The following is a 13053-nucleotide window of genomic DNA, read 5'->3' as shown; positions in this document are numbered from 1 at the left end:
CTATCAGCAATTACAAAGATTACATTGTAATACGAATGAGAATGATTATCAATAATATTGGTACTTATGTGGTTTTTTAACGTTTCTGAGCAATGGCCCTAGATAGCAAGATCACCGGTAAAAGACCAACCAAAACAATGCTTAAGGCAGGTAAGGCTAATTCGGCCAGACGCTCATCAGCTGCTAATTGATAGGTAGCGACTGACAAGGTATCTAAGTTAAATGGTCGCAATATTAAGGTGGCTGGCAGCTCTTTCATGACATCAACAAACACAAATAACAAGGCTGTTAAAACACTGCGTCTTAGTAATGGCAGATGAATCCGCCAAATCATCTCCATCGGCTTGGCGCCCAAGAGCGCAGCGGTCCCATCCATCGCTGGGGTAATACGGGTCAGGCCAGTCTCAATACTTTGCAAGCCTGCAGATAAAAAACGAATCAGATAGGCGTAAACTAATACTCCAACGCTTACCGACATCAACCAAGCAATATCCAATAAACCCAATAGAGACAAAATACCGACTCCCAAAACTGCACCCGGCAAGGCATAGCCAACCGTAAGCAAGCGATTGACCCCTTGCAACGTTTTGCTTTGAGTGAGGCGTGCCGCATACGCCAAAAAGAGTGCGCAGAATACAGCCAATATCGCAGTGAACGCGGATAAGCTTAAGGAATTTTTTAACCACCCCCAATAGCGCGGATCAGCCTCTAGCCCCTGCTCGCTTAGAAGATCAAATAAAACTGCCATTGGCAAAACAAATGCAAAAAATAGGGTTAAGGCGCAGAATAAAAATGCGTAGAGCGCATGCGAACCGACTAAGCGTTTTGGGATCGCAGGTCGGGTATTCGTGTTAGCGAGGGCATAGCGTTGCCTGGCTCGATTATGACGCTCCCAATAAAACACGATGAGGACAAAACTTAAGAGCATGAGGGATAGATGAACTGCAGCACTGCGGTCCCCAAACGATAACCAAGCCTTAAAAATGCCGGTCGCAAAGGTTTGCAAGCCAAAGTACGATACTGCTCCAAAATCGGCTAAGACCTCCATCAGTGCCAACGCAATACCGGTAAAAATTGCGGGTCTAGCCATGGGCAATACTAGCTTCATGAATGCTTGCACACTGGTGTACCCCAGAGTCTCGGCAACCTCCATAAATCGTGCACTTCGATCTAAAAAAGAGGTGCGAGCCACTAAGTAAACGTATGGATATAAACACATGGAGAAGGTCCAAATCGCACCTCCCAAAGAACGCGGATCGGGCAATGCCAATGAAAGACCTAAATTCTCACGCAACATAGTTTGCACAGGCCCTGCGTGCTGCAAAAAATCCACAAACAAATACGCCATCACATAGGCAGGAACTGCAAGGGGCAGGATCAAGGCCCATTCAAAGATTGCCTTTCCTGGAAATTGATAGTTCGCTACTAGCCACGCATTACCAACGCCCAATACAAAGACGCCGATACCAACGCCTAAACACAACAAGATCGTCGTGACAATGTAATCGGTCAGCACGTAGTTCCAGAGGTGGGTTAGCGTACTCTCGGCGACTATCCCATCGGATAGGATGGGGCTAGGTTGACCCAATAAAGCTGCCAAGATCAACCCTAGAATCGGAAGACTGAGGGCGAGGGCTAAAAGAATGGAGCTAGTGCGCATCGACTGCTGTGAAGGATCAAATAAATAGGTAGGTTATGGTGTTTTTATGAATTTTTATGATTCAATGCGAAAATTATAGGGATGAATTCCAATCCAGCCCTGATTTCCCTTGAAAACATTGCCATTGAGTTTCCAAAGCAGGAAGGCTCAGGCTTTATTCGAATTGTGAATGGGCTCAGTTTCCAACTTCCCAAAGGGGATATTGCCTGTCTTTTGGGCCCCTCCGGCTGTGGCAAATCTACGGTTCTACGCGCCATTTGCGGCTTTGAGCCCGTGCAAACTGGAGAAATCAAGATTTATGGCAAAACGGTGAGCTCACCAGGTATTCGAGTTCCACCAGCAGAGCGCAAAGTGGGGATGGTTTTTCAGGACTTTGCCCTCTTTCCACACCTAAGCGTTCTCGAGAATGTCATGTTTGGACTATGCACGGGTACAACAGCAGAGCGTGAAACTGTTGGGATGCAATGGTTAGAACGCGTAGCACTTGCCGATAAAGCAAGCGCTTATCCTCATGAGCTCTCGGGTGGACAACAACAACGCGTGGCTCTGGCACGTGCAATGGCTCCCGAACCCGATCTCATTTTGCTCGATGAGCCCTTCTCCAACTTGGATATTGATTTGCGTGAACGTCTGGCTAGTGAGATGCGCGACATCCTCAAGGCCAATGGAGTTACCGCTCTTCTAGTCACGCACGATCAATTTGAAGCGTTCGCAATTGCTGATCACATTGGGGTGATGAACGAGGGCAAAATTATTCAGTGGGATACACCTTATGACCTTTATCACAAGCCTAATACACGGTATGTCGCTGAGTTTATCGGTCGCGGGGTATTTATCAAAGGCAAAACCCAAGATGGTGGTGCCGTTGAAATTGAACTCGGTCAGTTACAGTTAGACCCAGGTGACGAACTAAGTCCTGGAAAACAAATTGATGTGCTCTTACGCGCTGACGATATTCAGCATGATGATGAAAGTCCGATGCAAGCTGAGGTTGTACGCAAAGCGTTTCGGGGAGCTGATTTTTTATACACCCTCAAACTTAGCTCAGGTCAAGAGGTATTTGCCTTTGTTCCCAGCCACCATAATCACGCCATTGGTGAAAAGATTGGGATTCGCTTAGGCGCGGATCACGTGGTCACGTTCAAAAACTAAGCAACTACTCCGTTGGGGTTGGATTTTGATTGGGCTTGTTGCCAATCGATAGCAAGATCGCAATACCAATTAGTACAACCACAATACCAGCAAGCTGTAATGTGCTCACAGGCTCACTCAAGAAATACCAACCCAAGAATGCCGTTCCCACCGGGCCAATGGTGCCTGCCTGAGCGGTCAAGCTTGAGCCAATACGATTGACGGCCATCATGATAAAGAGCATGGGCATGAAGGTACAAAACAAGGCATTGACGAGAGCAAAGTAATACACCTCGGGCTGTTGTACAAAAAGTTGATCGGCCCCCAGAACGAGGGATTGAATACAGGTTGCGACCGTGGCTGATGCACTTGCAAGCGCAACCAGTCTGATGCTGCCTACACGACCGACTAGCTCACCCGCAAAAATTAAGTAGATCGAATAAACCACAGCCGCTAGAAAGACCAAAATACTGCCCAAGACAACGGCGCCATGCTCATTCAATTGAATATCGTGCATAAATACCATCACAATTCCTAAATAAGCAACGACCATTGCCCAATATTGCCTGCGAACAATCTCTTTTTTAAGAAAGAATTTTGAAAGCACTAAAACAATGGCTGGGGTCAAGTACAAAATGACCCTCTCTAAGCCTGCTGAGATGTAATGCAATCCTAAAAAGTCTAGGTAGCTCGATAAAAAATAGCCTAATAAGCCAATCGCACAGACTTTAATTACATCCTGTCTCACCAAAGGTATAGGGGATGTAACTCGCTGATTCCACCAAACTGCCAACCAAAAGATGGGTAGCGAAAACACCATGCGGAGTGTCAAAACGACATCCGCAGTCGCACCATATTGGTAAGAAAATTTCACCACAATTGCTTTAGCAGCAAATAGGATGGCTCCTAGACTGGCAAGAATGATGGAGAGGTAAAAGCCTGACTGCACTAGCGCTTTCTAAAAATAGTCACCTATTCTTCCCATGGAAATCGTTGGCGTGATAACTCTTCCATGATCTCGCGCTTACTCATGGTGGGCTTGGGCTCAGATTTGATCTCAGCCTTGAGTTGGCTTGAGGATTGATCTTCCTCCTTTGCTTGATCAACTGAATTTGTATTGTTTGGCTCAGATGAATTCATGATGCTTAGATTGTAAGATTATATTGGTAAGATGCCGCTGATCTAAAAATAAGCCGTCATCGAAAACGATGAGTGCTTTGTATTTCATAGCTGAAGCAGTTCATCAAGTGGATTCAAAATTTACTTTTTATTGCGCTTTCTTTTTGGCAAAATACTGTCAAGTATTTCTACATAAATAATATGTTTCTTAAATTCAAATTTTTTGCGTTTTTTATTATTTTATTTAGCATTGCTGAATCCAGCAACGCAATACCGCTCTTCTCGAGACAAACGGGTCAGAACTGCGTCTCATGCCATGCTGGCGGTCAATATCCTGAACTAACCCCTTATGGCAGATATTTTAAGCTCACCGGTTACACGTTGGGCACCCGTCAAGATTTGCCCATTTCGATTCAATTTGTAGGTGGTGCTGCTACCAGTACCAATGGTAATAATGGCACTGGGCAGACTCAGCAAAGTGGCAAACTAGAACCAAATTATCTTTTTCTTAATGTAGGTGGTAAGATTTTTGATAACTTCGGTGCTTTTAGTCAGTGGTACTACGCATTTGATGAGCAAACTAGTGGTGGAGGCTCAGTCAAAAATCAAAACAGTTTTGCTGCCGATGTTCAGGATTGGCGTTATGCTGACCGCTTTGTGGGTGGCGATGGCATCATTAAAGATATTATTTGGGGTGCCTCACTTAATAATTATGCGGGCGTTACTGATGTCTGGAATTCTTCTCCAATGTGGATGTATCCCTACATGGGCTCTAACAGAAACTCGTCAACATATGGACTTCCCTTCAACACCAAACTAAGCGCTTATGGCATCAACGCTCCCGGCTATGGTGTTTATGCATATATTAATAATAATTTTTATGGTGAACTTAACCTATATCAATCAGGTGGTTCGGGACCATTGTCTTGGATGACTTACCCCGCATCAAATAGCAATCCGAATAACGCACCAACATACCTTCAAGGACTTAATCCTTATTTTCGGTTTGCCTATCAAAGTAATGAGCGAAACGGCCACAATTGGATGATTGGATTTCTTGGATCGAATATTAATCAATATCAAAGCTGCTCGACCGTTGCCAATAGCGCTCAATTCACTGGCAACATTCCATCGTGCTTGGCAATAAACTCGCCCGCTCTGGGCTCAGGCACTGTGCAATATCAGGATCGAGCAGTTGATGGGCAGTATCAATACCTAGTGGATCCTCATACTGTTACTGCGCAAGCCCGCTTTACTCAAGAAAATATCACTGATGCAAACAATATTCTTTACAGCAACACAAATAACAATCTCAATTCATTGATTGCTAAAATCAGCTATGTCTACAAAGCGACTTATGGTGCGGGCCTTGGCTACTTAAGTGTTTCTGGTTCAGCAGATGCTCGATATGGAACGAATGCCATTAGCGGTGCAAACTTACAGCCAAACTCAGTCGCCTGGATGCCATCTATTTGGTATCAACCACTCCAAAATATCCGAATTACCTATACGTATACAGCATTCACTCAGTTTAATGGTGGCAATAAAAACTACAATGGATTAGGCACCAACGCAAGCGCAAATAACGCATCATGGTTTTACGTTTGGATTGCAATGTGATGTTAGTGAGATACAAAAACATTAACAAAATTAGTATCCTAAGGATATTCCTTGGTTTACTGGTATCTGGAATATTTTCAGGCTGTACATACTTCAATTCGACCCCCCCTATAAGTACTCTTGAAAACCCATCACGGAGTAGAACCATTGGTGATTATCCAGTTTCTGGAAAAGTTCTTGCCGTTCAGATTTGCTCATCTTGTCATGGGCTTGATGGCTACTCAAACACTCCGATCATACCCAATCTTGCTGGACAGCAAAAAGAGTATTTAATAAATCAATTAAATGATTATCGAGATCAGACTCGTCGAAATGAATATGGCGTGATGTATATGTGGGGCATGGCTAGAGGACTATCCGACTCACAAATTAATGAGCTTGCTGAGTACTTTTCTCAATTAAAGATAAAACCTCAGAAGACCACTTATACATCTGAGTCGATAACTCGAGGAAAAGAAATTTTCGAGAAGGGAATACCCCAGAAATCTGTTTTACAGTGCAATTCCTGTCATGGCAATGAAGGTCAGGGACAAGGCTCAATACCTCGAATTGCCGGTCAGAAAGCTTTCTATAACCAAAAACAGCTTAACCTTTGGAAAAATCCTAATCAAAAAAGATTTATGGAAATTGGCGGCACAACATGGTCGGCAAAAACTATTCACTTTGAACGTCCGCGAGGCAATCTCATGCAAATGATTTCAAAAGGACTGTCTGATAGTGATATGAAAGCAGTTACTGAATACCTTGAAACAATTAATTAAGAAAATATTTCAAAGTTAGTTACTAATTCCAATTAACTCACAAGGCCTTAATAGAAAATTTTGTCTTAACTCAGGTGTAGAAAATCCAGATTTAAGGCAGTACCCAAAAAAGCCGCTGTAGCCTTTTTGGGTAAATTCTAATTAAAACCTATACCCAATTCCGATAACAGCATTTACTGAATTTGCGCCAAGTGTGTTAGAACCAGAGGCACTAAAACCTTGAAATGAACCGGCATAGCTTCTAGTTACATTGCTGTAGCTAGCATAGTTTATTTCACCAAAACCATACAAACCACCTCTAATAATTTGTTTATATCCCAAACCTAACATATAACCACTCAGGTTTGTGGTGTAGCTAAAAGCACGCTCAGTAGACTGAATTTGAGCGCTGGAATAACCTACCTTTGCATACAATAATGCATCGGCACCAATCGGTGTAGCGGGTGAGAGGAAAATATTGTATGAATTCTGTTTTTTCCAATTTCCATTTACAGAAGTCCCAGCTACATTGTAGGCAAAATTTCCAGACTGTGAGTTAAGCGGCTCATAATCAACACCAATTCCCAATAAGAAGTCTTTGGTAATGGGTGCTATGTAACCCAGTGTTGCGACTCCCACAAATGAACCTTGACTGCTAATAGAAGTTGAAGCGGGTACGGTACCAATTCCTGAAAAAGTAATTCCACTACTAGATGTACTTGGGTTTACATTTTCATAGCCAACCCCAATTTGACCGTAAAAACCTTCAAACTTTGACTGAGAAAAAGCACCTGACATTCCAATAGCACAGAAAGATGCAACTAACATTTTTGCTTTCATATTTAATTACCCCCATTTTTATTAAAGTAAATAGATATCAGTCTTTTATTCTACAACCAAAATCTATAAGTCTTTAATGTATGGAAATTAATAAACCGCAAGATGAAACCCTAAGATCTTGAAGATATGTTTTTATGAATACATAATCACATCATAAGTATTTATTGTTCCAATTAATATTTTTTGCTTGCGGCTATTACCTACTTATTTAAAAAAATTGCTCAACATAAAAGTGCGAAGTCATTAATTTGAGGGTTGAACCCACTAAGACTTGAACCTGAGACCAAAGGATTATGAGAGCAGGCACTTAAAAAATGCCTATAGGATTCCAAGAAGTTATATCACTAAGTTATCGGTGTGCGAGCTTTTGTAGAAGTATTTGTCGGCCCCATGTGAATTTCTGCATTCTAAGCACGGCTTGTTACTGTGGCGTCGCTGGCTTTAGGAAAAAATCCATTGCTACCGAAACTACTGCTGGCTCGATGCGGTGCGGACCTTTGAATTCCAAAGAAGTTACGTCATAACCTGCAGCCTTAAGTTTGGTTACGTGAGGACGCGCACTAGTTTCAATTGACAGTTGCTCGTCTTCCAAACCGTGGGCGATGAAAATGCGGGGCGCACCATTTTGCTGAAGAACTGACATAAAGCCTCCAGAAAATACAATCACGTGGCTAACAACGTCGCCATTGGTCAGGCCAACTGACAGTGCATAGCTGCCTCCGTCTGAAAACCCAGAAAATCCCAAGTGGGATGGATTAATAGAAAAACGTGAGGCTACTTCGTGCAATGCTTTGTCTAGCCGCTCTAGGTCTGGGCCATTACCACCCACAACCAAATCCCAAGTCGGAAACTGAGACTGCGGCAGTAGAAGCAAAAAGCCATGCTGACGCGCATGCTCGATCAAAAATGGCAACACCTTATCAGCGCTGCCACCAGCACCATGAAACATCACAAGCAGAGCAACTGGAACTCCAGGCTGGAGATCTTCCGGCACGATCAATACTGCATCGCGCTCGCTAGCAATACCCAGGTTGTGACGACCAGGGGGCAAAGCTTCCTTGTCGGGTACAGTGCCAGGCCGAAAACTGAGCCGGCCCAGTAGCAAATCTCCAAGGAGGGATGTGTCAAACGTTGCCATCTTAGACGGATTTGCTGATGCTGCGAAAAGCCGCGCACTGAGCAAATGCTTCTTCGTTCAGTAACAAATTCCTACCCTTGCAGAATTTGAGCGTCAGCTTGAGCAACTCCTTGATATCGCGGCCGCTGGCAGCTGGGTAAGTTACTATCAAGCGCTCAACTAGGTCATCAGACAGCTCGGTGTTGAACTGCTGCGCGAGCGATTTCCATAATTGTTTCGCCTGCTCTTGTGTCGGCGTCTCGAACTGGATGATAGCGATGCAGCGCGATAGGACAGCATCATCAATATCGGCTACGCGGTTGGTGGTCATGAACAGCAAACCGTTGAAGTACTCGAGGGTCCGCAGAAACTCGGCCACGATGGCGTTATGCTCCAGATCATTGTCGCGGCGGCGAATGTAGACGTCAGCCTCGTCGAGCAATAGCACCGAATCCCAGCGCGCAGCACGCCGCAGGATTTTCGAAAGGTTGGCTTCCACTGAGCTTGCCGTCACGCCGAGTTGACCAGAGTGTACGCGGTATAAAGGTTTCTCGACGACCTCGGCATAGACCTCTGCTGTCAGCGTCTTACCTAAGCCAGGCGCGCCTTTGCAAAGGATGGTTGTACCGCCCGACTTACCCTCGACAATGTCCTCCATTAGGAAGTTACGATCAGCGGTCAAGATATCAATCAGGTCGCGATGAGCATGCGGCAGAACCAGCTTGTCACGCAATTCTGGTTTGTAACGATAAGTCTTAACATTTTGCACATGCACCCATACATTACAGTGGTAATCCAGGTGGAATAGATGTAGATAGCAATGCTGGGGAATCCTCTCAAAACCCTCGCTAATGCCGCTTGCTCGCCAGAAGATTGCGTCAGAGGTGGTATCGAAGTGGCGTTCCAGTAGCTCTTCATCATTGACGCATCGAGCTGTTGTACCGGCCTGCAGCCTCAGGCATTCGAGTTGTGGACGAGACCCTTCGCTAGACATCCAGACAGTGCCAGAAACAGTAAATTGCGCACCAAACTTCGGTTGCATTTGCATGAAATGTTTCAAGTGTGTCTCGTATTCGTTTTTGAATTCCACACATTCCTTGAAGTAACCATAGCCCGTCATCAATTCAGGAATCGTGCAATCCTGAATATCTTCGGCGTAAAAGGTGATACTGTTGGTCATGCCGGTGCGCCTTAACCTCGGATCGTTAATTGGCTCACGATCTGCGGCCTGCAAGGTATTCGCCAGAAGGCCGATGATGACGTAAGCTGCGCCATCGACAGGCTGTACATAGCGCATCGAATGGACCAGCCAGGGCAGCAACACACCGTCCTTGCCAAGTTTGTAGAGCCAGCCATCGATCATGTCGCGCGACAACCAAGCGATCAGACCAGGGATCAGATGCTCCAAGCTTGGGATTTTTCGGGCAGCCGGCGCGGCGTGGATATTGTCCAGCGCAATCATTTGGAACATCAGCTCACGCTCGTCGGCCGTGCGGCACAGGCCGTAGAGCGTGTTCAATGAAGTGGCATCGAAAAGACGGCTGGATACCACACGTTTACCGCGGGAAAGGCCGTACTCGCTAAGCCGCTTCGCAAGCAGCGTATCCTCATCGATCATTTCAAGAAGCGTATTGGCTAGGGTTTCTGGTATTTCGAATTCCATGTGTTCTTTTTACTCTTCTACTCGTTGAATAAATCATAGAAAGCAAAGTCTGAAACATGATTGACTGCAGTCAATGCGAGCCAAAATTGGGTCTATTTCAGGCATGATATACGCATTAGTAATACTCAAAAGACAAAAACCCCGACCATTTCTGATGAGGGTTTTTGTTTTCTGGTGGGCCCACCAGGACTTGAACCTGGGACCAAAGGATTCCGGTTTGTGCGACTTTCATCACTCCCTGGACTATGCCTTCACCGTATTCTTTTCAGAACTTAGGTGGGTGCCGTCTAGTCTCTACACCTTCAGAATCTTGCGATCCTGCTTGGCTCGGCGTTGGCGTATCTTGCGACTTAGCGTTCACCGAATTTGACACCATTCACACAGCAGCTTTCGCTATCTGGTGCACAACTTTCGCTATGAGTCCTCTGCTCTAACCAACTGAGCTATGGGCCCTTCTTAACTTTTTTAACACACCAAAAACCACATAAAAACTCTATTTACTACACACCATGAAAAATGCCTTGGTGTGTAAGCGGTGTGTAGTGAATTTAAACCACTCGTTTCACCACTAACCGCTTGAAATCATTGAGGTCTTTACTGCTAGACCTCATGGTTAAGTCCATTATGAGTCCTCTGCTCTAACCAACTGAGCTATGGGCCCCTAAGACTTCATCAATCTTCTTCAAGGAAGGTTTTCAACTTATCACTGCGGCTTGGATGACGCATCTTACGCAATGCCTTCGCTTCGATTTGACGAATGCGTTCACGCGTCACATCAAACTGCTTGCCAACTTCTTCGAGGGTGTGATCGGTACTCATCTCAACACCAAAACGCATCCGCAATACTTTTGCCTCGCGCGGTGTTAAGGAATCAAGCACATCCTTCACTACATCGCGCATCGAGTCATGCAGTGCGGCCTCGGCAGGTGCCAAGGTATTAGAATCTTCAATGAAGTCGCCCAAATGTGAATCCTCATCATCGCCAATCGGGGTTTCCATCGAGATTGGTTCTTTTGCGATCTTCATGATCTTCCGAATCTTATCCTCTGGAATCTCCATCTTCTGTGCCAAGGTTGCAGCATCTGGCTCATGACCAGTCTCTTGCAAAATCTGGCGACTAATGCGATTCATCTTATTGATGGTCTCAATCATGTGCACCGGAATACGGATCGTTCTAGCTTGATCCGCAATCGAGCGAGTAATTGCCTGACGAATCCACCAGGTCGCATAAGTAGAGAACTTGTAACCACGGCGGTACTCAAACTTATCGACTGCTTTCATCAGGCCAATATTGCCCTCTTGAATCAAATCCAAGAACTGTAAGCCACGGTTGGTGTACTTCTTCGCAATCGAGATTACCAAGCGCAAGTTTGCAACGGTCATCTCGCGCTTCGCTTCCCTCGCCCGCTTCTCACCGGCAATCATTTGCTTATTCACTTCTTTGAGCTCATTGAGCGGTAAGACCACTTTGGTCTGAATATCGATCAACTTTTGTTGCAGCTCTTGAATCGCTGGGACATTGCGCTCTAAGAGAGCGCTATAGGGTTTTGGCTCTTTTAAAAGATTTGCGGTCCAACGCAAGTTCATGGCCATTTTTGGAAATGCTTGCAGAACTTCAGCTCGTGGGATCCCGATCTTATCAACCAGAATACTCACAATGCCACGCTCAAGCTTCCATACTTCATCGACTTGGGCACGCATGGTGTCACAGAGCTTTTCAACACTCTTTGCTGTTAAGCGAAAGCCAAGTAACTCGTTTCGAATCGCATCTTGCGCTTTTAAATAACCTGGTGAGTTATAACCATCGCGGTCGTGGGCGCGACGCATCTTGTCAAACTGCGTCCGAATCACCGCAAACTTTTCAAGGGAACGTTGCTTGAGCTCTTCGAGTTGCTTCGCACTAGCAGTACTCGCGCCACCACCGCCACCTTCATCATCATCGCCCTCTTCGCCCTCATCCATCATCTCCAGATCCTCGGGCTCATCGGCAGCCATCGGAATATCTTCAGCATTAGGATCTACTAGGCCATCGACAAACTGATCGATTTCCATCTCTCCGGAAACAATCTTGTCAACATTGGTGAGGATCTCTGAAATGGTGACGGGGCAAGCAGAAAGAGCCATCACCATATCTTTGAGACCGGCTTCGATCTTTTTGGCGATCACGATCTCACCCTCGCGGGTTAAGAGATCGACGGTACCCATCTCGCGCATATACATGCGCACGGGGTCAGTAGTACGACCGAACTCCGAGTCAACGGTTGAGAGAGCAGCTTCAGCTTCTTCTTCCGCCTCTTCTTCCGAGGTTGCGGTAGGGCCATGTTCATTTAAGAGTAAGGTTTCTGCATCGGGAGCTTGCTCATAGACGGTAATCCCGATGTCATTAAGTAGGCCGATCAGAGTTTCAAGGGCGTCCACCTCTGATAACTCATCGGACATGACATCGTTCATCTCGCCATGAGTTAAGTAACCCTTAGACTTACCCATTTTGATGAGGGTCTTCAAACGTGCACGGCGTAACTCTTGCTGCTCTTCACTACCCAATTGTTGTGCAGCAAACTCTTTGAGGAGTGCTTTTTCTTTTGCTTTGCGATCGCGTGCTTTTTGGCGATCGGTGCGATTATCAACACCAGGCTCACCCGCTACTTCGACCTTTGGTTTACGACCACGCGTCTTTTTAATCGGCTGACCATTTTCATCCAACTCAACCGCTGCCTCTTTGGCTTTTAACTTGGCGGCTTTTGCTTCCGCCTTAGCTTGTTCCTTCGCCGCCTTCTCTTGCGCTTTCTTCAGGGCCTTCTCTTCAGCTGCTTTTTTAGCCAACTCTTTCGCGGTCAGCTTTGGTGCCGCTTTCACTGATTTAGCACTTGGCTTGGCAGTCTTTGCTGTCGGCTTGGCAGTTTTGGAAACCACTTTTTTAGCTGGCGCCTTTATTGCCTTACCCGCAGGTTTGCTCACTTTTTTTACTGGAGCCTTGGCGGGCTTCTTAGCAACCGCTTTTGCTGACTTCTTTGCCGGAGCAGCAGGCTTTGCTTTTTTAACCGGTGCCTTAGCTTTAGGTGCCGGTTTTGCTAATTTTTTAGGAGCGACTTTGGAAGCTGGTTTTTTCATGGATATCTTTGCAATCGATCAATCTAATAAGTTAGTAAATACTCACTTAAGC

10 protein-coding genes are annotated in these 13053 nt (G+C 45.6%); 3 read left to right on the top strand and 7 right to left on the bottom strand.

The window, feature by feature from the left end; translation table 11 throughout:
* Positions 1 to 76: 76 nt before the first annotated feature.
* Positions 77 to 1660: an ABC transporter permease gene (locus tag QUE62_RS01910; protein WP_286261955.1), complete on the bottom strand. Its 1584-nt coding sequence runs from the start codon at positions 1658 to 1660 to the stop codon at positions 77 to 79.
* Positions 1661 to 1741: 81 nt separating this feature from the next.
* Here QUE62_RS01910 and QUE62_RS01905 point away from each other — a divergent pair, with 81 nt between their 5' ends.
* A complete protein-coding gene (locus QUE62_RS01905) occupies positions 1742 to 2812 on the top strand; it encodes an ABC transporter ATP-binding protein (RefSeq protein ID WP_286261953.1) in 1071 nt (356 codons plus the stop codon).
* A 4-nt stretch (positions 2813 to 2816) separates the two neighbouring features.
* On the opposite strand, the gene QUE62_RS01900 is transcribed toward QUE62_RS01905, so the two are convergent.
* Both QUE62_RS01900 and QUE62_RS01895 read right to left on the bottom strand, forming a co-directional pair.
* On the bottom strand, positions 2817 to 3740 hold the full coding sequence (locus QUE62_RS01900; protein ID WP_286261951.1) for a DMT family transporter: 924 nt from the start codon (positions 3738 to 3740) through the stop codon (positions 2817 to 2819).
* A 23-nt stretch (positions 3741 to 3763) separates the two neighbouring features.
* A complete protein-coding gene (locus QUE62_RS01895) occupies positions 3764 to 3931 on the bottom strand; it encodes a hypothetical protein (RefSeq protein ID WP_286225710.1) in 168 nt (55 codons plus the stop codon).
* 180 nt (positions 3932 to 4111) lie between these two features.
* Here QUE62_RS01895 and QUE62_RS01890 point away from each other — a divergent pair, with 180 nt between their 5' ends.
* Positions 4112 to 5530: a cytochrome C gene (locus QUE62_RS01890; RefSeq protein ID WP_286225709.1), complete on the top strand. Its 1419-nt coding sequence runs from the start codon at positions 4112 to 4114 to the stop codon at positions 5528 to 5530.
* The gene (locus QUE62_RS01885; protein ID WP_286261949.1) at positions 5503 to 6291 is read left to right on the top strand and encodes a c-type cytochrome; all 789 of its coding nucleotides are present in this window, start codon (positions 5503 to 5505) and stop codon (positions 6289 to 6291) included. Before QUE62_RS01890 ends, QUE62_RS01885 begins: the two co-directional genes overlap by 28 nt.
* Positions 6292 to 6432: 141 nt before the next feature.
* Here QUE62_RS01885 and QUE62_RS01880 read toward each other — a convergent pair whose 3' ends face one another.
* From QUE62_RS01880 to rpoD, 4 genes are all read right to left on the bottom strand, one after another.
* A complete protein-coding gene (locus QUE62_RS01880; protein WP_286261947.1) occupies positions 6433 to 7110 on the bottom strand; it encodes an outer membrane beta-barrel protein in 678 nt (225 codons plus the stop codon).
* Positions 7111 to 7531: 421 nt separating this feature from the next.
* Entirely contained in the window at positions 7532 to 8248 is a 717-nt protein-coding gene (locus QUE62_RS01875; RefSeq protein WP_286261946.1) for an alpha/beta hydrolase, read from the bottom strand.
* Position 8249: 1 nt separating this feature from the next.
* Positions 8250 to 9890, bottom strand: coding sequence for an AAA family ATPase (locus QUE62_RS01870; protein WP_286261944.1), 1641 nt, complete (start codon positions 9888 to 9890; stop codon positions 8250 to 8252).
* Positions 9891 to 10562: 672 nt separating this feature from the next.
* A complete protein-coding gene (gene rpoD, locus QUE62_RS01865; RefSeq protein WP_286227008.1) occupies positions 10563 to 13001 on the bottom strand; it encodes an RNA polymerase sigma factor RpoD in 2439 nt (812 codons plus the stop codon).
* Positions 13002 to 13053: the final 52 nt, after the last annotated feature.

This window comes from Polynucleobacter sp. HIN9, assembly GCF_030297635.1.
In the GTDB taxonomy this organism is placed as follows: domain Bacteria; phylum Pseudomonadota; class Gammaproteobacteria; order Burkholderiales; family Burkholderiaceae; genus Polynucleobacter.
Note: the sequence above shows the minus strand (reverse complement) of the source record. Positions and strands in the feature narration are given on the sequence as shown.

Bases quoted from the DNA above. Each gene is read 5' to 3' on its own strand.
- QUE62_RS01880 (WP_286261947.1), bottom strand. From the start codon at position 7,110: ATGAAAGCAAAAATGTTAGTTGCATCTTTCTGTGCTATTGGAATGTCA.
- QUE62_RS01910 (WP_286261955.1), bottom strand. From the start codon at position 1,660: ATGCGCACTAGCTCCATTCTTTTAGCCCTCGCCCTCAGTCTTCCGATT.
- QUE62_RS01890 (WP_286225709.1), top strand. From the start codon at position 4,112: ATGTTTCTTAAATTCAAATTTTTTGCGTTTTTTATTATTTTATTTAGC.
- QUE62_RS01885 (WP_286261949.1), top strand. From the start codon at position 5,503: ATGGTTTTACGTTTGGATTGCAATGTGATGTTAGTGAGATACAAAAAC.
- QUE62_RS01870 (WP_286261944.1), bottom strand. From the start codon at position 9,890: ATGGAATTCGAAATACCAGAAACCCTAGCCAATACGCTTCTTGAAATG.
- rpoD (WP_286227008.1), bottom strand. From the start codon at position 13,001: ATGAAAAAACCAGCTTCCAAAGTCGCTCCTAAAAAATTAGCAAAACCG.
- QUE62_RS01875 (WP_286261946.1), bottom strand. From the start codon at position 8,248: ATGGCAACGTTTGACACATCCCTCCTTGGAGATTTGCTACTGGGCCGG.
- QUE62_RS01895 (WP_286225710.1), bottom strand. From the start codon at position 3,931: ATGAATTCATCTGAGCCAAACAATACAAATTCAGTTGATCAAGCAAAG.
- QUE62_RS01905 (WP_286261953.1), top strand. From the start codon at position 1,742: ATGAATTCCAATCCAGCCCTGATTTCCCTTGAAAACATTGCCATTGAG.